The organism is Paenibacillus sp. FSL K6-0108 (genome assembly GCF_045040695.1).
GTDB classification, from domain to species: Bacteria; Bacillota; Bacilli; order Paenibacillales; family Paenibacillaceae; genus Paenibacillus; species Paenibacillus pabuli_B.
Map to the genome: position 1 here is coordinate 6,102,326 of NZ_CP150288.1, position 22,124 is coordinate 6,124,449.

At 49.3% G+C, this 22,124-nt stretch carries 17 protein-coding genes; 2 read left to right on the forward strand and 15 right to left on the reverse strand.

The genetic code is table 11. The features are described from left to right. Window positions 1–268: 268 nt before the first annotated feature. From MHB49_RS27755 to MHB49_RS27765, 3 genes are all read right to left on the reverse strand, one after another. Window positions 269–892, reverse strand: coding sequence for an XTP/dITP diphosphatase (locus MHB49_RS27755; RefSeq protein ID WP_405153769.1), 624 nt, complete (start codon window positions 890–892; stop codon window positions 269–271). Between the two features lies 1 nt (window position 893). Beyond that, window positions 894–1,652 carry a ribonuclease PH gene (gene rph / locus MHB49_RS27760; protein ID WP_053783129.1) on the reverse strand — a complete coding sequence of 253 codons (759 nt, stop codon included), beginning with the start codon at window positions 1,650–1,652 and terminating at the stop codon, window positions 894–896. Between the two features lie 146 nt (window positions 1,653–1,798). Then, window positions 1,799–2,854, reverse strand: coding sequence for a GerMN domain-containing protein (locus MHB49_RS27765; protein ID WP_405153770.1), 1,056 nt, complete (start codon window positions 2,852–2,854; stop codon window positions 1,799–1,801). A gap of 214 nt (window positions 2,855–3,068) precedes the next feature. Between MHB49_RS27765 and MHB49_RS27770 the strand changes: the two genes are divergently transcribed. Next, window positions 3,069–3,635 carry a phosphatidylglycerophosphatase A gene (locus tag MHB49_RS27770; protein ID WP_405153771.1) on the forward strand — a complete coding sequence of 189 codons (567 nt, stop codon included), beginning with the start codon at window positions 3,069–3,071 and terminating at the stop codon, window positions 3,633–3,635. A gap of 86 nt (window positions 3,636–3,721) precedes the next feature. Here the strand turns inward: MHB49_RS27770 and MHB49_RS27775 are convergent, their stop codons facing one another. From MHB49_RS27775 to MHB49_RS27795, 5 genes are all read right to left on the reverse strand, one after another. Further along, a complete protein-coding gene (locus MHB49_RS27775) occupies window positions 3,722–4,378 on the reverse strand; it encodes a ferric reductase-like transmembrane domain-containing protein (protein WP_405153772.1) in 657 nt (218 codons plus the stop codon). Window positions 4,379–4,411: 33 nt separating this feature from the next. Beyond that, window positions 4,412–5,455 (reverse strand): FAD:protein FMN transferase, encoded by a 1,044-nt coding sequence (locus MHB49_RS27780; RefSeq protein ID WP_405153773.1) that lies wholly within the window; start codon window positions 5,453–5,455, stop codon window positions 4,412–4,414. Next, window positions 5,452–5,877, reverse strand: coding sequence for a hypothetical protein (locus MHB49_RS27785; protein ID WP_405153774.1), 426 nt, complete (start codon window positions 5,875–5,877; stop codon window positions 5,452–5,454). Before MHB49_RS27785 ends, MHB49_RS27780 begins: the two co-directional genes overlap by 4 nt. A gap of 175 nt (window positions 5,878–6,052) precedes the next feature. Further along, window positions 6,053–7,048: an MBL fold metallo-hydrolase gene (locus MHB49_RS27790; protein WP_405153775.1), complete on the reverse strand. Its 996-nt coding sequence runs from the start codon at window positions 7,046–7,048 to the stop codon at window positions 6,053–6,055. A gap of 18 nt (window positions 7,049–7,066) precedes the next feature. After that, window positions 7,067–7,810 carry a class I SAM-dependent methyltransferase gene (locus MHB49_RS27795; protein ID WP_247899140.1) on the reverse strand — a complete coding sequence of 248 codons (744 nt, stop codon included), beginning with the start codon at window positions 7,808–7,810 and terminating at the stop codon, window positions 7,067–7,069. A gap of 264 nt (window positions 7,811–8,074) precedes the next feature. On the opposite strand from MHB49_RS27795, the gene MHB49_RS27800 reads away from it, so the two are divergent. After that, window positions 8,075–8,950, forward strand: coding sequence for a DUF72 domain-containing protein (locus MHB49_RS27800; protein ID WP_405153776.1), 876 nt, complete (start codon window positions 8,075–8,077; stop codon window positions 8,948–8,950). Between the two features lie 136 nt (window positions 8,951–9,086). On the opposite strand, the gene MHB49_RS27805 is transcribed toward MHB49_RS27800, so the two are convergent. The 7 genes from MHB49_RS27805 to MHB49_RS27835 form a co-directional block, all read right to left on the reverse strand. Further along, window positions 9,087–11,264 (reverse strand): glycoside hydrolase family 105 protein, encoded by a 2,178-nt coding sequence (locus MHB49_RS27805; protein WP_405153777.1) that lies wholly within the window; start codon window positions 11,262–11,264, stop codon window positions 9,087–9,089. 56 nt (window positions 11,265–11,320) lie between these two features. Next, window positions 11,321–12,142, reverse strand: a complete 822-nt coding sequence (locus tag MHB49_RS27810; RefSeq protein ID WP_405153778.1) for a polysaccharide deacetylase family protein — start codon at window positions 12,140–12,142, stop codon at window positions 11,321–11,323. Window positions 12,143–12,172: 30 nt separating this feature from the next. Beyond that, entirely contained in the window at window positions 12,173–15,523 is a 3,351-nt protein-coding gene (locus MHB49_RS27815; RefSeq protein ID WP_405153779.1) for a glycosyl hydrolase, read from the reverse strand. Between the two features lie 230 nt (window positions 15,524–15,753). After that, window positions 15,754–17,271, reverse strand: coding sequence for an extracellular solute-binding protein (locus MHB49_RS27820; RefSeq protein WP_405153780.1), 1,518 nt, complete (start codon window positions 17,269–17,271; stop codon window positions 15,754–15,756). A gap of 18 nt (window positions 17,272–17,289) precedes the next feature. Beyond that, window positions 17,290–18,177, reverse strand: a complete 888-nt coding sequence (locus MHB49_RS27825) for a carbohydrate ABC transporter permease (RefSeq protein ID WP_024632531.1) — start codon at window positions 18,175–18,177, stop codon at window positions 17,290–17,292. Between the two features lie 59 nt (window positions 18,178–18,236). After that, window positions 18,237–19,166: an ABC transporter permease gene (locus MHB49_RS27830; RefSeq protein WP_405157257.1), complete on the reverse strand. Its 930-nt coding sequence runs from the start codon at window positions 19,164–19,166 to the stop codon at window positions 18,237–18,239. Window positions 19,167–19,515: 349 nt separating this feature from the next. Continuing rightward, the gene (locus tag MHB49_RS27835) at window positions 19,516–21,903 is read right to left on the reverse strand and encodes an AraC family transcriptional regulator (protein WP_405153781.1); all 2,388 of its coding nucleotides are present in this window, start codon (window positions 21,901–21,903) and stop codon (window positions 19,516–19,518) included. Window positions 21,904–22,124: the final 221 nt, after the last annotated feature.

Genomic DNA, 22,124 nt, shown 5'->3' on the forward strand with positions numbered 1-22,124 from the left:
AATCTTCTTATTTCATTCCTAGGTATAGGAACACAAGTTCCTGTTTATTTTCTAAACAAAATCAGGATTCAGCATAGGTCCCCGTACCGACTTTTAGGAACACCGAGACCGGCTCAATCATTCTCACCTGTATAAAATAAAAAAACGTTAATGGCCGGTGAGACACTCCACAGGAATGACTCTTACCTTCCACTAACGCTTTGATATTTAAGCAAGGCAATAATTCACCTTATAACATTCATATTCAATGAGCCGATTCGTTTGAATCTCAGCCTTCCAGGCTGGATACGAGTGCTCTCAGGGCATTCCCGCGGTGACTGATCGCCTGCTTTTGCTCTAGTGTAAGCTCGGCCATCGTCATCTCGTATTCAGGCACATAGAAGAGCGGGTCATATCCAAAGCCGCCTGCACCGGCTGCTTGAGCAGTGATCCAGCCTTCAGCCGTACCTTCCGCTTCGTACTTGTGTCCGGTTGCCGGATCATACAGCACCAATGCACAGACGAAGCTTGCTGGACTCAGAAGCGGTTGCTCCGTATCCTCACCGGACTTGAGCGATTCCAGCGCCTCAAGCAGTTTGGCATTGTTCTTTGCATCGGTTGCACCCTCGCCTGCATATCTCGCAGAATACACTCCCGGGTCACCGCCCAGCAGATCCACGCACAATCCCGAATCGTCAGCCAGGACAGGCAAACCAAGAGCATCGCCCACCGCTTTGGCTTTCTTCCAGGCATTCTCTGCAAAGGTTACGCCATCTTCAACGACATCCGGCAGCTCCGGATAGTCGAACATGCTTTTGACCTCTTTGCCCAGCGGAGCAAATGCATGAGCAAATTCACGTACTTTCCCCGCATTGCGGGTTGCGACAATGATAATTGGGCTATCCAGACTCATTTTAGGCTTCACCTAATCCACGAGCACCGATCTTGAGTGCAATGGGACCGAGCACTTCTTTTTGACGCTCAATCATTTCCAGAATCCCCTGCTCACCCAGCTCCAGCATTGCGTTCAGCTCACGACGGTCAAATGGCGCTTCTTCACCTGTTCCCTGAAGCTCCACATATTTCCCGCCGCCTGTCATTACGAGGTTCATATCTACCTTGGCTTTGGAATCTTCATCGTAGTTCAGATCCAGCACAGGCTGTTCTCCAACGACACCTACACTTACCGCTGCAATGAAATCCGTAATCGGGAATACTTGCAATTTATGCTGTTGGGCAATTTTGTTCACCGCGAGGGCCAGAGCTACAAACGAACCGGTAATGGACGTTGTACGTGTACCTCCATCGGCTTGTATAACATCACAGTCCAGTGTAATCGTACGCTCACCAAGCGCCTGCAAATTAACGACCGAGCGCAGTGCCCGGCCAATCAGACGCTGAATTTCCATCGTGCGTCCAGTCAATTTGCCACGGTTCGCTTCACGCTGATTCCGGGTATGTGTTGCACGTGGCAGCATGGAGTATTCAGCCGTTACCCAGCCTTTACCCTGCCCTTTCATAAAGGGAGGAACACGTTCCTCCACCGTAGCTGTACAAATAACCTTGGTATCTCCCACTTCAATCAGTACAGAACCTTCGGCGTATTTATTCGTGTTAATTGTTAAATTCATCGGGCGCAGCTGGTCGCTGGTTCGTCCGTTAGATCTCATCATTTCTGCCTCCTACGACTTAAGCATCCTGTAATGTCGAGCTTGTTCACACTTTTACTAATCCCTTCTATTTTACCAAAGAGTTCACTTAAAAGCACCCTGTCCTCCAAAGAGTTCTGTCAACCGTACATCAGACCCCTCTTTGTGACTTAAATTGGAATTTCATTGATATATTCAGGCTTCGATACGGGGGCACTGTAATCGCGATTATCATCACTCATGACTGTTTTTTGCCCATTCCATTCGATCTGGACTTTCGCTTCCTTGCCCGCAGTGTTCTCAGCCGTGGTCAACACGACGGATTGCAGCAGTTCACTTGGTACCACATCCCCCTCAGTGAACATGTCGTCTTTGAGCGCAACCGTTACGGTGCCATCCTCGGACGTTTTGACCGATTGCAGCTGCGTTCCACCTGTCATGACTTCTTCCAGTTCGCCGCCTTTGGCTGGTCCTTTGATCAGTTCATTTAACGCGGCCTGCACCCGGTCCCCACCTGGTGCCACAAGACGTGTAACCGGAACATAATACTGAATGCCTGCTGGTGAAGCGGCTGAGAAATAAACCGTTACCGGACTGCTGTTGGTCGTGAATGTATCACCCAGATCGAGATTAATGCCTACGGCCCGATTCAACGGCTCAGGCAGCGGCGTGCTGTTTACTGGCATTTGAGTCAGCTTTTTGCCGTCCACCCAGATCTGAACGTTCTGAACATCCGGTGTACCCGTGAGTGTCCAAGTTACAGCCTCCAGCATTTTGCGCTCGTTCTTGGCATCATACTTGGCAAAGTTGCCGGAGAACTCCACAACTGCCAACTTGTCATCCGGATGAATCGTTACGTTCTGTACAACGGTGCCCTGCGGGAGAACGCCCTGAAATCCCTCAGGCAGCATCCCTGCATATGGACCACCCGTCACGAGTGTATCCAGAGCGGTCTTGGGACTGCTGACATCGGTTCCCGACGGAAGCGTCATGGATACCGGAGCAAGCAACCCTTGCTGGTCCTGCAGATATACGGTTGTAAGCGGCAGCTTGGCGAGTGATCCATTGCCTTCGGCCGCCTGAATCATGGCCGCTTCCTGAATCGGTGGCGGTGGATCAACGGCCTCGGAGGACTGTGCCCCAAACATGCCACATCCTGATAACACCACAGGAATACTCAACAGCGCAGCTGCAGAAGCTGTACGCAAATAACGGATCTTACTCATGATCACGTTCCCCCTCATCATTTTTACAGTTTGTACTACCATGTATACGAGCCTTTGCCCAAAAAATAACTACTTTTTAAACAAGCTCATCATGCATAAAGCTGAAAACAGGCTTTCCATCCCCACCGAGGGATAGCAAAGAAACCCAAAACGGTTAATTACGTATTAGGATACATGTGTAGGGACATTGCTAACTTCAGAGGAGGAATCGCCCATGGAACATCCTGAGCAAGAAAAAATCCCTTATAGCCTGAACAGCCGCAAAGTGGCAGAGGCAACGAGGGAATGGCTGCACAAGCGGGGCGTTACGATCCTTGAGATCGCAGAACTGGTCATGATGCTGCAGAAAAAATATTACCCGGGTCTGACGATGGAAGAATGTATCGACAATGTGGAGAAGGTTCTCCAAAAACGCGAGGTACAGAACGCAGTGCTGACTGGCATTCAGCTCGATTTGCTGGCAGAACAAGGCAAGCTCATACCTCCCTTGCAGGAGATGATTGAGAATGATGAAGGGTTATATGGCGTGGATGAGATTCTCGCATTCTCCATCGTCAACGTATACGGCAGTATCGGATTTACGAATTACGGTTATGTAGACAAGCTAAAACCCGGTGTTCTTGAACGTCTGAACGACAAGAGCCTCGGGCCTGTGCATACGTTTCTGGATGATATCGTGGGGGCTATCGCCTCGGCGGCCAGCAGCCGGATTGCGCATCGCAAACAATCGGAGCTTGAAGAAGCTTTGGGAGATAAGCCAGTAAGCGATGATATCGTATAATTTGCATAAGACTGGTTATCTAGTCCATACAAAAAGGCGGCCACGAAGGCCGCTTCTTTTGTATGGATTCATTTTTTTGCAATACGCTATTTCAGATGTTCCTGTCTTCCCGCTCCCGCCAAACGATACATCTCTCTCCAATTTTGTTCGGCTGATACCGGCTTAGGCTGTACACGACTGGGTCCAATGGTAATATCCGGTCCTTTGCGTTCTCGCAACAAACCACGAAGTACCGTGATACCAATGATGCTCAAGCCGGTGAATACATACATCAGACGCATAAGCACATGGCTTGAATCGGAGCCTGTAACCATGCCATGAAACAATAAACCGATAAATACGGGGTAAGACAACATGTGGAACATAAACCACCATTTGCGGCCAAGCTTGTTACGCAGGTCACTGGATAACAGCACGATCACCAAACCATAAAGCGATAACGTGCCCAGTCCGCTACCAATTGGATGCACTGAAGCCGTAAACGGAATGAGCAATTCACTCCAGGTGAAAGGGCTATAATGATCAATATACAGGGTTAACGCATGTACGAGTCCAAGTCCAAAGGCGAGCCAGGTCGTTCGGGTATGCCATTTAAACATGACTGCTTTTGGTTTGCCTTTGGCCATGGGCATCCCTTGGGCAATTCCCAGAAACACACCCGCAAAGAGCAGCAAATATGCGGCTATCCCACTAATTCGAATGATATTCCATGTCGGCAGGTAATCTACAATCCATTGCGCCATAACCGGCTCCCCCATATCTGTTAGACTTGTCGTTTATAAAAGACTGAAACGGTGATCCGGATCAAAACCGGGCCAGCATTCAGCAAGCGTATCGGTATTTCCTCTAAAGTAAGTGCTTCCATCCCGAGTCATCCACAGGACGTCATGTCGATCATAATGTCGGTTTAACCAGCCCACGGCCTCGGCACTCCCCATAATGCAGACCGTCTTGGCAATAATCTCGCATTGCGACGCATGCTGTCCCAAAACGGTACACTGCAGCACATCGGTATCCGCCGGCTTCATCGTCCGGGGATCAATTAAATGATGTGAAAGGCTTCCGTCCGAATTGTGCCATTGTCTTCGTATCACTCCTGAAGTGGCAACCGCGCCTTTTCTGAATTGAATTCTGCCCATCAGATTACGCTCCTCCTGATAGGGATCGGTGACTTGTACGGACCACATTGGATGAAGTGTTGTCCCCCATGCCTGAATATCTCCACCTGCATTAATTAATCCCGCTGGAATATGGAGTGTACGTTGCAGCCAATCAGCGATACGCTCAACGGCCCAGCCCTTAACAATTCCCCCAAGGTCCAGCTCCGTCCCAGGGTCCTTATGAACCATTCGGCTGCCTTCCCTTTGAATCCAACGTGGGCGACTATATTCATAGTCGTCATTCCGAACATCTGTTATATTCAATTGTCGGATATCCAATTTGCGTTCAGTTCCTGATTGACACAGTTCTCTTTGCTGTAACTGCTCGAAGCTGACATCGTAACCGGAAGCCCGCAGAGCCTGAGAGATACCTGGCTGAAAAATCCCTTCCGTCTGACCAATATATCCGTATGCCAAACTTAACACTTCATCCATTGCTGCGGAGACCGGCATCCATCCCGTGCAACGGTTCAGACGGTTCAATTCACTGTCTGCCACAAATCGGCTGAACCGTTGTTCCTGCGTTTCGAACCAGTTCTTCACCAGCGCTGCCGCATGCTCAGCCTCTTCCCGTCCCGCTGCTAACTGAACTTCCACGTCGGTACTCATCGCACGGAAGCGGAACTTAAGCAGACGGGAGACTTGCTCCGTGCGGCTCATGATGCACCTGTGCGTGACTGATAGTTGCCACGACTATACCCGGAGTCAGTATCCTGATTACTGCTCTGATCTGTTATCCAGCCGCCCGACGATCTGCCTTGATTAGGAACGATCGCACGGCTACGATCGTTGCTTCCATCGGTCGTTCCCTCATCCAGGCTATAGCCTTCATTCGACGACACTTTAGAACTGCTATCTGTGTCTGTGCTGTCTGTGCTGTTCATCCATTCGTTCATGACATCATCCTGGGTGTCCACCTGGGTGGAAGAAGCTGTACTGCTTATATCGGTACCATTAGCCGCCGCATAAGCGGCATCAAAGGCATCAGAAGTTCTTACATATTGAAAGAGTGCAGCCACAGTCAACGTTGCTGCCGCCGAGGCTTGCCATTTTCTCCATTGGTTTCTTTTTTTTCGTGTCATCGCTCTTCCCTACTTTCTCTGGCGAAGTTCATGCATTTATCATAGAAGTGTTGGCTTAAAAGAAGATGAATGAACGGTTAAGAGAGACTAAAGCTTTATTTCATTTATAGAATGTTCCAGGAAAAATTACATACAAAAAAAGACCTGAACAGGATGTTCTCCTGCTCAAAGCCCTTTAATCCTGAATATGTTCCCTAAAGATGAACTTACCATCTAACTGCTGCTCCTGTACAATACGCTTCCGCCGGATCAATTCCTGCAGATGCGCCAACGTCTCACTCATCGCAAAACGAAGCTGATGTGTTTCCAAGCGGTCTCCGAACATAAATACACAGATATCATACGCACTCGTCGGCACTTCCAGGATTTTCTCCATCATCTTCTGAAGGCGCTCTTCATGATGAGTAAGCAGATAGACCGTTCGATCAGCAAAGTGGCCGAACGGGTTCCGATGCCCAGGATATGCCGCTTCTACATCCAAAGCCCCCAGTCGATGCAGCCCTTGCATGTAAGACAGCAGGGGCTGATCGTCACTTCCCGGCTGCAAGCTGATATTCGGCGAGATCTGAGGCAATACGGCATCTCCACACAAGATCTCTCTGGAGTCCGGTGCATAGAAGGATAAATGCCCTGGCGCGTGGCCACCTGTTTCCACTGCAAGCCACTTTTTCCCGCCCATAACCAGCCATTCTCCATCTTCAATCGGTGTCACTACCGGGAGTGGCGTAATCTGTGAGATGAACCCCTCCATATGTTCGCGGATCTGCTGCGTTTTGTCTTCCGGCATTCCATGGCGGCCATAATATTCAGGCAAAATCGTATTTATGGTCGCCTCCGTTCCCCACATGTAATCCGCTTCCTGGCGAGATCGTGTGGACATTCGTACAGGCACACCCGTTTGCTGCTGTATCCAGCCGGACAACCCCAGATGATCGGGATGATGGTGGGTCAGTACAATTTGACGGATATCCTGAAAAGTTAAATTGTGATCAGCGAGTGCTTCGTGCCACTCCTGCTCCGTCTCAGCGCTGCGTGGTCCTGGATCAACAATCGTTATTGTTCCATCCGGTTCATGAAGCACATAGCTGTTCACCCAACGCAGGGGAAAAGCCATCGTAATCTTGACCCGCTGCATGCCTGCTGGCATGGAAATGGATTCCGTTCGATTCATTATTACTCTCCTCCAACTCTACTGCACAGGTCGATGGCCGACAAAAATCATTCGGGGCGATGTCTGCTCATCGTACTTCTCTTCATCATAACCGCCATGTACCTGATCTACCACGAGTCCTGCCTCGTGAAGCAGATCACGTAGTTGTTCACGAGTGTACAGTTTGACGCGTTCCTGATAGATTCGAGGTTTTTGGCCCGATGCGGTATCGGTGATATGTATTTCTTTTTGCACAAATCCATCCTGAATCTTGCGATACTCCTCAATATGCTGTCCTTCGCTTTCACGTGTTGAATGCTGCACCAGATGGCGAGTCACATAAGCTGTGTTCATAAAATCAATAATATAACTCCCCCCCGGCTTCAACATCCGATGAATGGCGCGCAGCACTCTTAGCTGCTCTCCATCCTCTCGAAAATAACCAAATGAGGTAAACAGATTGACCACCGCGTCAAATCCGCCTTTCAGCGGAAGCTCACGCATATCGGCGTGGTACCACTCTACACGATGTTCAGTGTCCAATTCACGTGCTTCACGCAGAAGCACATCAGACAGGTCGATTCCGGTCACCTGGAAACCAGCGTCAGCAAGGGCCAGAGAATGACGGCCCATACCACAGCACAGATCCAATACTCTGGATTTCGGCTGAAGCTTTAACCAGTTTATCATTTTATGTACTTCCTGATATGCACCTTGTACATCCCGATGTTTGTACACCAGGAGATAGTCTTCTCCAAAACTCTCTTCATACCATTCCGTCATTACGTATCGCCCTCCACATGGTCACTGGCCCAACTGTCTATACGCTGTTATATCAGCCGGATCATATCTCTATAGCTTTTAGCCATTGTACCGTCTTTATCCTTCAAACTCAAAAATTCCCAAAATTTGTCCGCATTGAATGAGCAAAAATCACACGATATAATGTTAAACATGGTCAGGCACCCGCGAATCGGTTAACTATACATAGAAGATTGATGTGTTACAGTCTAACATAAGAAACAGCAGCAGCAGGAGGTGTTAATTATGATTCGGATTGGACTTACAGGCTGGGGAGATCAAGAGGATTTGTACCCGAGCCGTACCAAAGCGAAAGACAAGCTCCGTCTGTATGGACAATATTTTACGACCGTGGAGGTCGACAGTTCCTTCTACGCCGTTCAGCCTCGGGATCGGATGGCACGCTGGGCAGCGGAGACGCCCGAATCCTTTGCTTTTATCGTTAAAGCCTATCAAGGAATGACAGGACATCTGCGGGGAAAGCCCTATTTCACCAGCACCTCGGAGATGTACAAGGCTTTTCGCGAATCCCTGGAGCCTGTCATGGAAGCAGGCAAAATGCAAGCGGCCTTGTTCCAGTACCCGCCGTGGTTTGAATGCAATCGGGACAATGTCAATGAACTCCGTGAGGTAAAGCTGAGAATGGAAGGCATCCCATGTGCCCTCGAATTTCGTCATCGCAGCTGGTATGAAGAGGGCATGCGTGAACGGACGCTGGCATTTCTGAAGGAACAAGGCTGGATTCACAGCGTCTGTGACGAACCTCAAGCAGGCCCAGGCTCTATCCCTATTGTACCCGAAGCTACCGATGCTGAGATGACGCTGGTGCGCATGCACGGGCGCAATGTATCCGGCTGGCACCAAAATGGTGCCCCCAATTGGCGCGAGACCCGTTACCTGTATCGCTACAACCAGGAAGAGCTGCTGGAGTGGAAGGGCTATCTGGAGCAATTGCAAGAGCAGAGCAAGGATGTTTATGTGATTTTCAACAACAACTCGGGCGGCGACGCTGCTGCCAATGCTCAGATGATGATGGAGCTGCTGGAGCAGCCCGTAAAGCCTTTCCCTGACCGTACGGAGCCGGAGGAGGAAGAGGGACCTGAGCAACTGGAACTGTTCTAAACACCTGACTAATTCGGATTCTGAACATAATGTTACTAATAATAAGTCTAATGACAAGGAAAAAGCGGCAAGCCTTTAGGCTGTGCCGCTATATTTTTCGTTAGGCTATGCAGATGCACTAAAGGTTGTTGCTTTACTAGCGTTGTGCGGCTGTGACCGAAGAATCGAGCGAATTCTGACTTAACTGCTGGTTCATTTTATACGCTTCAATCCCGGCCAAGAGCACAATGCCTATTCCGTGCGTATCGTTCAGAATCCAGCCCAGATCATCCCGGTAATAGAGTGCGGTAAAGGAATAACCCGAACCCCGGCATACCCCATATACATTGCCCTTGTAGTCAATTGACAAGCGCGTCATGCCTTCCCATCCTTTGCGCACCGCATCCAGATAGGCTTCTGGCTGCTCCAACCAGCCTTCACGAATACCGCGGGCATAGGCGTAGATGAACATCGATGTGCAGGAGGTTTCCTCATACGAATCCGGACGGTTCAGCACCTGATGCCAGAGACCATTTTCACCTTGCAGCGCCAGGTACCCCTGACATAAATCCCGGTAGAAGCTCAGCAGTTCCGGCCGTTTGACGTGATCGCTTGGCAGAATCGATAGCAATTCGGTTAGCGAAAACAGAACCCATCCGTTTCCTCGCCCCCATGGTATGCCTGTCGCCCGTCCACGCACAAAATCATACACATGAGACATGATCTGTTGTTCGGGAATGTAGAGATATTTGCGGAACATCAGGAATTGGTTGATCGCATCATTCCAATAAGACGTATCTCCCGTCAGTTGCCCGTAACGCATCAGGAAAGGTGTGCTCATATACAGATCATCACACCACATCGTTTCCTGGCGCATCTCTCCGCTGCCTCGAACACGGTAAAAGGCTCCGTCGTCCAGACGTTCCTGTTCATCCATAATATAACCCGCAATACGATCTGCTGTATCCCTGCCTCCACGAATGTCGCCAAGTTCCATCGCTGCTAGCAGCGTAGAGCCAAATGAACCGCAATCATCCAGACTGTCGATGGCAGACAACTGATTATTGATTCCCGCGGCGCCGTACCTTTCCCGATCCCATAGACCGTAACGGTCAAATGACGTACTCAGGCTGATATGGTCCCGCACATACTGAACATAGTCTTCACGCCCCAACTCCTGTCCAATCTGTAGAAGTCCAAGCAGGGTAACACCGAGTGGATAATTCCATTTACCATAATGGGTATTTTCCAAATAGGGACGAACACTCGTGTCGGGAAGATCTACATGCCAGTACACACCTTGGGCTCCATCATCAAAAACAGTATCTGTTACCACGACGTCTTCGGGAGAAGGTTCAGAGCCTGGGGAAAATACACCCGTAAACAGCCACGCATCGGAGCATCCTGCAACCGGATGAGGTGGTCTTAATCTCCAGCCTTTCGCAGTGGAATCTTCCACATCCTCCAATGTGAATCCCCACAACTTGCTCCCAGCTTTGGATTCACCTTTTGCGACCAGATCAGATGGACCGAAGCGGCGAGGCAGCTCAATGCGGAAATTGCCGCTTTCCCCGGCGGAATAAATCTCCTTGCCATCAACGTACAGGGTGAGTGCGCCCTCATGTTTCCCTTGCAGAAGAACAGGTGACGATCCCGGTTGGATGACATCCAGTTTGGACCATGCGTACGCCACAGCGGACTGCTCGACACCAAAGATTCTGGCGAAAGCTCCAACGTTCTGTTCCTTTTCTGTCCATTCTCTGCGCGGATACCAGGAGAGGCCCGTTTCTGCTTCTGTCATGCCATCATGAGGCAGTACTGATAGAGGTTCATCAACAGGTTCGGAGTACAACCATCCCTCCTGGCCATGACGATTCACGCCAGGTGTGAGGAAGTGAAGCGGGAAATTTTTGAATGAAGCCGTGCCATAAATTCCGCCGAATCCGACCTCTGTTTTGACAAAACAAAGCAGCACATCGTTCCAGCCATATTTCACGGAAATCGGAATTTGGGTTCTGCGCTCGGGAAACAGCTCCTGCAGCAGTTCGGATTTGAAAATCTCTTCCCCATTCACGTAGACCGTCACCGGACTATAACAGTTCAGGCCCGTATTCAGCGTAGCCTCCTGCTGGCTCCACAACTTGCCCCATACGTACACGTACTGTCCTGCACGTGCCTCCTTCCACTTGGCATCCAGATTCAGATCATAACGGTAATCCCCAAGTCTGCGGAAACCTCCTCGATGGTACGCCCGGAACAAAAAGGAGTGCTTCGGATGGTCACCAATGTATCGCTGGGCCACCGTGGTCAGAATATCCGGAATGGAATCATACACCTTGCCTGCAATCGCCTCGTTCTCATGAAAATAATGAATGATCGTCAGCTCCCTTCCTATACCTTGATTTGTTCGGTTAGTCGCAATGTCTCTCCAGCCTTCACTTCAACCACCTGCTGATCCGCTGTAAACCAGATGGAGATGGCCGACGGATTGTGAATGATGGACCGATCAGCTGAACACTCCAGACGTTTGACCGCTTTCCAGTAAGCTATCACTTCGATGTTTGTGGCGTACCATATGTCGTCCCGGCCACCGATCTGCTCAGCAAACCGTTCTATAACCTGCCAATTGTCGTTATCATTGAATTCGTAGCTGTGGCCCCATACATATAATAAAAGCGGCGTACCTTTCTTCGTGTGCTTGATAAATCGTTCGGCGTGAGCCGCCAAATCATGGTTGTGGTGGCAGGTTGGATGCCATTCCAGCGGCCGCTCAGGCAGCGTGTACCTGCCATGGGATTCAACCGTCCGTGCATAATCGATGCCGAGCCATTCGAGCTTGGTACTGAGAGATCGGTCATAACCCCCGTTCGGGTAAGCCATGCCTCGTACCGGATAAGCGACAAGCTGTTCCAGCGCTCTCCGATCTTCCATAATCTCTTCGGTCAGCAGCTCATCCGGGACATAGGGCAATGTGGGATGGGTGACCGTATGTACAGCCACTTCATGCCCGTCATATAATTCAGCAACTTCCGTCGTCTCAATCCGGCCTGGCTTGCTCAGCGTACCGGAATTCAGATTGAATGTACCCCGCAACCCATGTTGATTGAAAATGTCCACCAGTCTGCGATCATGCACCACGCCATCGTCATAACTGAGTGTTAGCGCCTTCATCACGCCACCCGGGTAGCGGTCAAACTGGATACGATGTCCCATCTTGTTTCTCCTCCCATTTGCTTTCACCAATTACGAATGCTTCACACTATGCACATGACCGGCTTCCTGCAAACTGTGGCTGTCCGAGTCAAAATACGTGCCTTCCAGCAGTCCAATCAAGGTATTGGTAACCCGTACTTCAATATCGTTATCCCCTGATCGAAGCCAGGAGGCTTCTCCTGTCCAACGATATGGAGACCAGCATCGAACGCCCAGACTATGACCATTCACCCGTACTTCTACCACATCCTGTACCTGCCAGTCGCTGAATTCCAGTTCAAAGGACGTGACCTCTTCAGCAGATTGTTCCAGCCAAAAGCTTCGTTTGTAACTCATCTCCCCTGCAAAATGGGGATAAAGCGGCTGAGGCTCAAGACCAATTCGGGTCGCCGTTTCCGGCTCGGGAATGAGAGAGACCATGCCTTCATGATGGAACTCCACGCCAAATCGTCCTTGCAGATACAGCGGATCGACGATACCTTCTTCATCCCTCGTGACCTGAACGGTAACCGTTAATTCATTCAGACCATTGTGTAGGAACTCTGTTATATTGCAGCCAATATTCTGATGATCGGTAATTTCAATCGCCTCAAATTGATCGGGTCCAATCTGTTGTCCATTGATTTCTATGGTCCAGTCACCTGATATCGCTGCCCTGTCCATAAATAACAGACATTCTGCCAATGCCGTTCTCAGCTCAAATGTAGTCGTATATTTACACTCAATTGGATAGGCAACGGAAGCTTTCTTCGGTGTGCCAAATACCTGATTAAACTGGAGCGGAAGATGATATTTCTCCGACAATTCAGCCGCCTGGTCAATAAACGGTTTAACTGCAACATGATTACGTTCAAAAATTACACCGTTGTCATTAGAAGCTGTTACGTTGAACTGTCCCATTCGAAGGGTGTTGGACTGCACGGTTTCCAGACGCCATGGCCCCTCCGCAGGAAGTTTGATGGTGTAGGGTGTATTCTCGGTAATTAAACGATCAGCGCAAGACTTCGCCCCTGTTTGGTTCAAAGCAAAAGAATTCGCCTCTGATACATCTTGGGCATGTTGTAAAGTAAGCCTCACAGCATGCGCTTCATAGGGAGCAACCTTTAGCGAAATGCACCACTCACCACCACTGCTGGTAAACGGCAATGGTTCATGCTGTCCTGTTTCCAGATTGAGCCGTTCCGCCAGCAGAGTTGTACCCGCTGAAAGATCCACTTCCGTCCATAACCGCTTGGCTACTATTTTCAACTGCCCTTCAAGACTCTCCCCTTCCTGATTGGACAAAAAGACCATAAACTCTCCGTCCGATAATTGACGGGTCTGCATGAGCAGCGACGCACTTTCTTCTTCCATGATCCAACAGATCGGTTCGGGCAGCACCTGATCCAGCAGCAGGGAAATCAGTTCCAGGGAGAAGTCATCCCCACGACCTGTTCCCGCGGGGAGAAAATAGGCATTTCCCTGCCCCTGCTGCCACATCGATTCGCTGCCGTCATGTCCTGGTTCTCCCACATTACCCCAGTACTCCTCTTGCGGCTGATTGTCTGCCCCAAAAAACTGGGCGGCCTCATCTCTCACAGGACTTCCCGACTGGATGGATACATGCGGTGGCATACCTACGGAAATGGCAGTCCCCCCCTGTTCCACGAACTGCTTCACCTGCTGCCAGGCTGCTGCTTCCAGGTTCAGCATCGGTGGTAGAAGCAGCACCTCATAACGTGCAACGCCAATCTGAATCGTCCCTTCGTTCAGTACAGCTTCGGCTAACAGCTCGGGGTCCAAGTGATCATAGTCACGTCTGTTTTCAAGCAGATGCGAGGTGATTCGCATCCAGTCGTTCGTTAAGCGATCCAGCTTCGCCCGTTCTGCTTCGTCTTCTCCGCCATATTCGAATCCGTGAAGCGGATTACCCATCAGGCTCCAGAACGTAGTCGTTGGATCAAGCACAGCAATACGAATGTCCGCAGTCCCGGTGCTCATCAGATAGCTTAAACGTCCCGTGTAATCTCCCAGTTGCCGGAAATGACGCCAATACGGGTTCTGTATAAACTGGGATGGCGGTGCATCATGCTTGGCAAGTCCGCCGATGGTATAGAAAAAGGCGTGGAAGTTAAAAAAGTTGGTGCCCATGGCTGCCATCCGGTCAATCATCCATTTGGCATCCTGTAAGGTCATCGACCAGCCTACACTGTGGAAACACTCAATCAGATTACGGCTTCGGCCAAGCTGTCTGGCAAGCGAGCTGACCATCTTCGGATTGTCGCGCATTTTTTTGCCATACCGTTCCAGAATCCAGGATAAGGGGCGTCCGATTTTCTCATGTGCCGAATCTCCACCTGGCATGTGGCTGAACAACTGCGTGGTCATCCGTACTCCTGGTACTTCTGCCGCATACTGAATTCCTGCGTCTTCGCACCAGTCATGTACCTGTTTGTGATACGACTCCCTGAGCAGCAGATGCAGTGACTGATAATAGTCATACCGGATTCGTTCTGCATCTGGAACATCGCCATGTAACAGCGCAGGCAGCGACTCAACCAGACTGTAACCGCAGCGTTCACCAAAATATAGGGGAAGCTGTGGAGACCACGGGATACGCCCAAGCGGCGCGATCTCATCGGAGAACATGCCTTTGATTACGCTTTCAAATTGTTCACCAACTGCTCCCTTATACCGGTCATGGGTCAGTTCAATAAAACGGCTCATCGCTTCCTTGTGACACGGGTCAACAAAGTTTCCGTAATATTTGAAATCATCTATCTCTTCTTCCTGAAATATAATCACGTCCCATTCCCCAGCGGGAGCCTCCCATAACAATCGAAAAGCCGTTCGATATGTAAAAAACCGCTTGCGATTATACGACGTGAGCCCTGTCTCCTGATATACCTGATCCGTCTGAATATTACCAATATTGCTGCGCAAATCAATGGATTCATGCCACAATCGTTTGCCCTTCGCATCTTTGGGAATTGCCTTTGCGAATAGAATTCTCCCCCATGGCAGCTCATGATCCACAGCTTCTCCGCCATGAACATGGAATGAATGATGTACAAGCTGGCGCTGCTTCGCCTCAGGAAAATCAAGTGTCACCTCACCGCCGGCCATCCCGCTTGGATAGGGATACTCGTCATATAACCATACCTGCATGCCGCAGGCGGCCGCCGCTTCCACTGCAATCCGTACCTTGTCAAACCATGCTTCGGACAGATAGGGAATCTCCAGCCCCTGACGTGGACAGATGAAAAAACCACCTACGCCCTGTGCAGACATTTCGGCTATTTGCCGTTTGATTTGCCCTTCTTCCATATCCCCATTCCAAAACCAAAAGGGATGAACCCGGTACTGCGCCTCGGGATTTTCAAATGCATCCCTGTTCCACATGTCGCTTCCTCCCTGTATGTGCAAGAGTGGTCGTCCATTTACCGATAACGTTCATTTAAGTTCAAATAGGTTTGTTTTGCAATGATTATACATCAAAATCCAAAGACTGGAAGCTATAATTCACAAAAAAAGAGGAAGATGGTTTTAATTGTCCTGAATTATGCATATACGGAAATGCCCGGCTGCACCTTTGCACTACAAGCAAGGCTGCCGGGCTCTGGAACATCAAACTACTTCAGTGCAGCGTACAGCTCATTCACTTCTTTGACATAGTCGTCGCCGCCACTGCTTTTCCACAATGCAACAGCATCCTGGAAGCCTTTTTCATCAATTTGCCCCACGATGAATTTGATACGGGCATCATTAATGATGTTATCCAGCTGCGGCCCTTTCTGGGCATATACATCAGAGATTAAAGGTTCACCGGGATTTGCGATAACGATCTCCTCATTCGCTTTCTGCACCTGAGCAACCTTTTCACGAACAGGTGTCTGCTGCACGCGCAGCGTTTTGTCCTCTGGAATAAACATCAGAATCTGGTTCAGCCCCTGTACATCACGCAGTGCCAGTTTGTCAGTCGTCGGAATGACGTAACCCTCTTTTTTCTCATACTGCTTGCCTTCCAGACCGTTCCCTAGCAGCGCCTGCAATTCAGGTTCATTCAGTTGATCCAGGAAACTCAGCACCTTTTTCAAATCTTCTTCCGTTTTGACACTGCTTTTGGAAATTGCAATCATACCGGAATAGCCGGATGTTGGCATATCGCGTAATCCCTTTGGACCTTCCATCGCTTGAAGTACATCCACATGTCCAGTCGCTGACGGATCTTTCTCCAGTATCTTCTGATCCATCCGCTGTGCGTTATCCGCTACATCCACCATGACACCTGCTTGCCCGTTTACAAAAGGATCAGGTAGTTTCGTTGCATCCATCACGGCAAAGTCCTTGTTGACCAGACCTTCGCTATAGATTTGGCGGAAAAATTTCAGAGCTTCCATATATTCTGGCGTCTCATGTGCCGGCATCAAACCTCCGTTACCATCATCGCCCCACTTGTTGGGTGCACCAAACCAAATCTGCATATTATCCCAAGGGCCCGTGAATTTGCTCGCCACCAGACCGTAGGTATCGTCTTTACCGTTGCCGTCTGGATCATCCTTCGTGAACGCTTTCAATACATTGTAGAACTCGTCAATGGTCTTTGGCTCTTCCAGACCAAGCTTCTCCAGCCAATCCTTGCGGATCGTGACTCCGTTACGTCCCAGAGCTCGTGCGCGGTAGATGCCATAGGTTTTGCCATCGATGGAAGCATTGTTGGTAATAATTTCATTCATCTGGCTCAGGTTCGGATAATCTTTCAGATAAGGCCCAAGCTCCCAGAATGCTCCGGTACGAGCTGCATTAATGAAACTTGGGGATTTGCCAAGCACAACCATAACATCGGGCAGCTTGCCCGAAGCCAGTGTAATATTGAACTTGTCTTCATAGGAACTGCTTGGTACCCATTGCAGATTCACATCCATCTTGGTCAGTTCCTCAAGTTTCTGAATCACAGGGCTGTTATCCGGTGGATTCTCCGCTTCAAAGTTCGGAAGCATGATCGTAATCTGATCGGTACTTCCACTTCCCGCAGTTGCTCCCGAACCGGAACCCGCTTTGTCCGTCGAGCAAGCTCCCAGAACCGTGCTCAGTACTAATGATGCAGAGAGCAGCAATGCGCCTTTTTTGAATCCCGTTTTTTGTCCCATACGTTCTCCCCCTTGGCTTTAGCCTTTGATTGAACCTAACATGACACCCTTGGCAAAATGCTTCTGCAAAAACGGATACACCAGCAAAATCGGAATGGTGCCAACGACAATGACCGCCATCTTAATGGACTGCTCCGGTGGCTGCACAAAATTGGGGTCCATGTTCGCCATATCTCCGACACTGGCCTGCGAGAGCAAAACGATCTGTCTGAGCATGACTTGCAAAGGCCATTTGTCACTGTCCGAAATGTACAGGAGTGCCGAGAAAAAGTTGTTCCAGTGCCCTACGGCGTAGAATAACGCAAATGTGGCAATTACCGGTTTGGATAATGGCAGAACAATGCGCCACAGTACCCCCAGATCCGAACAGCCGTCGATGCGGGCCGCTTCCTCCAGCCCTGGCGGCATCTGCTGAAAAAAGTTTTTGACAACAATTAAGTTAAAAGCGCTAATCGCGCCAGGAAGCATGAGGGCCCAATAGGAATCCAGAAGTCCAAGTCCACGAATGACGAGATAGGTCGGGATCATCCCTCCACCGAACAGCATGGAGAAAATCACCATGTTCATCATGACATTCCGTCCCCAGAAATCACTCCGGGAGAGCGGGTAAGCCATCGTCAGCGTGAAGAAGAGATTGACCAATGTCCCTGCAACCGTAACAAATATGGAAACCCCTATGCTGCGGAAGATGGTGGACGAAGAAAAAATATACTCATACGCACTGAACGAAAACACCTTCGGAATAAGGAAAAAACTGCGTTCGGTAATCTCGGCTTCGGTCGCAAATGAATTTCCTATAATATACAGGAAAGGAAGGACGGTTAATATGCCCAGAATCCCCAGCATGACGTAATTGAAGATATCAAATACTCTGCCGGCAGGGCTGTTGTATAGACGGCTGTTCATGGGCGCTCCTCCTTATGAAATGGTAAATGGTGAAAACAGCTGTCCCGCTTGATGCCAGATTAATAAATACCGGGATGCCCGAATTTCTTGGCCAGTTTGTTGCTGCCCAGCACCAGAATAATTCCGACCACAGACTTGAATAACCCAACCGCGGTACTGTAACTGAATGCACCTTGCGTAATCCCGACGGTGTATACATACGTATCAAATACATCTGCCACATCACGATTCAGCGAGTTGGTCATCAGATAGATCTGTTCAAAACCGGTATCCAGAAAGTTCCCCAGCCTGAGAATGAGCAAGATGACAATGGTTGTGCGAATGGCCGGGAGCGTGATATGCCACATACGTCGTAATCGACCTGCACCATCCACAATCGAAGCTTCATACTGCTCTGTATCCACACCTGCCAGTGCCGCCAGGAAGATGATCGTTCCCCAGCCCATCTCCTTCCACATCATCTGAACAATAATGAGTGGACGGAATGACCCCGGACTCGCCAATACATCGATCGGTTTGCCAGTGATCCAGGAGATCAGGTCATATAAAACCCCACCTTGCGGAGTCAGGAATACATAAGTAATACTTGCGATTATGACCATGGATACAAAGTGAGGTACGTAAACCAGTGTCTGAATGGTTCTTTTGAAGAGAGCGACCCGGATTTCATTGAGTAATAAAGCGATAATAATCGGTGCCGGAAAAAAGAATATCAGATCATATAGGGCAAGAACGAGCGTATTCCTCAGCAATCGGAAGAAGTCCGGGTTAGAGAAGAAATTCGTAAAGTTCTCCATGCCCACCCATTGACTGTCGCGAATGCCCAGAAAAGGCTGATAGTCCTGGAAGGCAATAACGATCCCCCACATGGGCAAGTATTTAAAAATGACAAAGTACAAAAATCCGGGAAGCACAAGCACGTACAGCCATTTATTTCGTTTAATCTGCCTCTTCCAGTTGGACTCCCGCTTCATTGGCATTGCGGCCATTTCCACTGGAGCTGCTGCGGCGCCATTACCATTCCAGTCCGTCTTCCCGTTCATCATGTCTCCCCTTTCCATTTGTGTAAGCGTTATCAATTTCTCTGTTATTCAGACTATACAGCTGTCCTATTTCCGGCAACCTTCATTTTTTGCATGGTTGCGCAAAGTGATCCAAAAGCCCGCTATAACGCCATTCTCACTCCGATTTGGACATATTTAGGTAGATGTGATTGCACATTTTTGCAGCATTATCCTTCTTTGTTTCCGAGATGTTACCTTCTGAAACATGGAAAACCGGAGTCCCTTGAACGGGAATCCGGTTAGCAATAATGCCTGAAGAACAGGTTTATTTTGTTTATTTGCCTTGCCATTGATCACGGTACTGGCTCGGCGTCAAGCCTTCCTGTTTCTTGAAAATCCGATTAAAGTAACTGTGCTGGTATCCAACAGCACCTGCGATATCATTGATTTTCATCGTGGTCTCACGCAGCAATTGCTTCGCCGCATCCATTCGTACCCGTGTTAAATAATCAATGAAATTCATTCCGGATACTTGTTTGAATGCTTTGCTTAATGCATAAGGTGTCATCTGCTCCGCATCTGCACAGCCTTCCAGGGAAATTTCATTTCTATAATTCTCATCCATAAACAACATCGTCCGTTCCACGACCTGCTTCAGTGGCTCTTGGGCTCGCATCTCGATCTTCTGCACATATGGCAGCAATACTTCTCCAATCATCCATTTCTTCATTTGTGCAGGTTCACGAATCGCGGACAAGCGCTCATACATGTTGCAGCCACCAAACAGCTTGTATGGCGTTACTCCAGTTTGCAGCATCATATGCTGAATACTGCCCAGCAATTGAAGCATCATCTGCTGCACCTGGAATTCGCTGCTCCCTGCCCGGGTAACCTCGGTCATGAATTGCTCCAGAACTCGCTCAGCCTCATCCTGCTTCCCAATTCTGATTGCCTGAAGGATCTCACTTTCCAGCCCCAGTGGATACGAGGCTTCTTCCGTTCTGCGGAAACATTGCTCATCCTCCAGATCGAGAATCTGGCTTCCGTCTTCCACGCTGCGATAAGCAACTGCCTGCTCCATCTCCACGAATAATCCCGGCAATTCCTGCGGAGAAGCGGCAGGGCGGCTTACCATCACCGTCACGTTCATTTTCAGAGTCTGACCAATGACCTCCACAAGCTCCTGTCCCCATAACAATGCTTGTGACTTCACAGGCTCGTCCTCGGGTGTAATCACAAGCATGGCTGAAGACAGGTCGTGAAAGTTCATTACACTAATTTGACTGAAATAACTTTTGGCAACTTCTTCAATGATATTAACTGCTGCAAAGGTAACCAGCCCCGTATCCTGGCTTCCAAATCGACCCTGCAACTGGGCATAGCCCGTAAAATACATCTGAAGTAACAAAAACTGCTGGCCTTCCACCTCAAAGCCAAGATTCCTCATCCGCTGCTGGAGATCCTGCTCGTTATAGGCATATAGATGCCCCTGCACCAGCTGTAATACAAAACTGTCCCGCAGATGGGGAAGCTGCTCCTGCAATTGACGGTGTGCGGTCATACTCTGCGAAGTCAGTTCATTCCACTGCTGCTCCAGCAGTTGAAATTCATCCAGCCTGGTGTCTGTTGTCGCTTCATTCCTCGCCGGTGTCAATAAATGGAGCATCTTTGCTACCGGGGAGTATATTCTGCGTGAAGCAAACCATGATAACACCAGCCCCAGGATGAGACTTCCTGCGCTCGCAATAACGATGATTTTGGATACGAGCTTCACCGGCGATGTCACGGATGTCAACGGAGCTGCGGAGACATACGTCCAGTCTGAATCGATCCGACTCAGTGATCCATAGGATACGGAATAGGTCTCGTCCTCATATTTGAACAGAAATGAATGGTTGTCTGCATGCAGGCCAACTTCTTCTTTAAGCTGCTGCTCAAAAGTAAGGTCTGCCTTCCCTGCTGCCGGATTACCGGTAACCAGTGTATTGCCCTGCTGGTCCATGAGGAACGTTGAGCCTTCATCATAAGGGGTAAGCGTTTTCAATAAACTGGCGACTTTCTCATTATCCAGTGTAATGATCAGTGCACCAAATGGATTAACACTCTCCCCCGGAATCTTATGTACAAGAACCAGTGCGTTGCCCGGATCGGTATGCAGTAAGGCATTCTGCGCGGGAAGTGGGCTCGCAATCCAGTCTGTCCAATACACATGGTTGCCCATTGTCAGATAGCGATCATAAGCCTGTATTTTTGCATCATCCTTCAACTCGTTATAATCCCGGTTAAACAAAATCGGTTTCGGTTCCTGCAAATAAAGCTGCGCAGATTTGATCAGCGGATGGGAGCCTTGCAGCACGTAAAGTGTGGTGACAACCTCCTGTGTCTCATTGAAATAATATACAAAATCCAGCGTTCGCAGCGCATTGCCAAACCTGGGTTCAAAAGCCCAATGGGACAAGGTCATCTCCAGATAAGCGAGCTGATCGTCCACGTTACGTGCCCGGTTCTCAATCTGGCTTTGGTGCATCTGATTAAATTCATTTTCCATCCGGCCAACGACCAACTGGTACATCACAACACCTGTAATCAGTCCGGGAATGCTGGCAATAAGCAGAATAAGCATCAGACTATTTCGGTAAAAACGCCCTTTATGTCGTCCTTTGGTTAAGCCTGGCCAACGTATGAGTCTGCTGGAGGGTCTTACCTTCCTAACTGGTTCCATCAGCGCTCACCTGCCTGCTTGCGTATGCTCTGACTGTCATGGGAACTCCCTCAACTCCCCTGTGGAATGGTTTACATGAGAATATATGGATGAAATCCGTTTCTTGTATTATACGCATAATATCCAGGGGAATGAAACGGTACACAGCAGATCATTTTTTAACCAATGTTTTATTAACGCATCAAAATGGATTACAATAGGGTAAAGCAAAACATGAAGGA

What these genes read in the sequence shown, in the direction of transcription:
- MHB49_RS27785 (WP_405153774.1), bottom strand. Translation starts at nt 5,877, where the DNA reads ATGACACGAAAAAAAAGAAACCAATGGAGAAAATGGCAAGCCTCGGCG.
- MHB49_RS27770 (WP_405153771.1), top strand. Translation starts at nt 3,069, where the DNA reads ATGGAACATCCTGAGCAAGAAAAAATCCCTTATAGCCTGAACAGCCGC.
- rph (WP_053783129.1), bottom strand. Translation starts at nt 1,652, where the DNA reads ATGATGAGATCTAACGGACGAACCAGCGACCAGCTGCGCCCGATGAAT.
- MHB49_RS27835 (WP_405153781.1), bottom strand. Translation starts at nt 21,903, where the DNA reads ATGGAACCAGTTAGGAAGGTAAGACCCTCCAGCAGACTCATACGTTGG.
- MHB49_RS27780 (WP_405153773.1), bottom strand. Translation starts at nt 5,455, where the DNA reads ATGAGCCGCACGGAGCAAGTCTCCCGTCTGCTTAAGTTCCGCTTCCGT.
- MHB49_RS27775 (WP_405153772.1), bottom strand. Translation starts at nt 4,378, where the DNA reads ATGGCGCAATGGATTGTAGATTACCTGCCGACATGGAATATCATTCGA.
- MHB49_RS27790 (WP_405153775.1), bottom strand. Translation starts at nt 7,048, where the DNA reads ATGAATCGAACGGAATCCATTTCCATGCCAGCAGGCATGCAGCGGGTC.
- MHB49_RS27830 (WP_405157257.1), bottom strand. Translation starts at nt 19,166, where the DNA reads ATGGCCGCAATGCCAATGAAGCGGGAGTCCAACTGGAAGAGGCAGATT.
- MHB49_RS27810 (WP_405153778.1), bottom strand. Translation starts at nt 12,142, where the DNA reads ATGGGACATCGTATCCAGTTTGACCGCTACCCGGGTGGCGTGATGAAG.
- MHB49_RS27765 (WP_405153770.1), bottom strand. Translation starts at nt 2,854, where the DNA reads ATGAGTAAGATCCGTTATTTGCGTACAGCTTCTGCAGCTGCGCTGTTG.
- MHB49_RS27815 (WP_405153779.1), bottom strand. Translation starts at nt 15,523, where the DNA reads ATGTGGAACAGGGATGCATTTGAAAATCCCGAGGCGCAGTACCGGGTT.
- MHB49_RS27800 (WP_405153776.1), top strand. Translation starts at nt 8,075, where the DNA reads ATGATTCGGATTGGACTTACAGGCTGGGGAGATCAAGAGGATTTGTAC.
- MHB49_RS27820 (WP_405153780.1), bottom strand. Translation starts at nt 17,271, where the DNA reads ATGGGACAAAAAACGGGATTCAAAAAAGGCGCATTGCTGCTCTCTGCA.
- MHB49_RS27825 (WP_024632531.1), bottom strand. Translation starts at nt 18,177, where the DNA reads ATGAACAGCCGTCTATACAACAGCCCTGCCGGCAGAGTATTTGATATC.
- MHB49_RS27755 (WP_405153769.1), bottom strand. Translation starts at nt 892, where the DNA reads ATGAGTCTGGATAGCCCAATTATCATTGTCGCAACCCGCAATGCGGGG.
- MHB49_RS27795 (WP_247899140.1), bottom strand. Translation starts at nt 7,810, where the DNA reads ATGACGGAATGGTATGAAGAGAGTTTTGGAGAAGACTATCTCCTGGTG.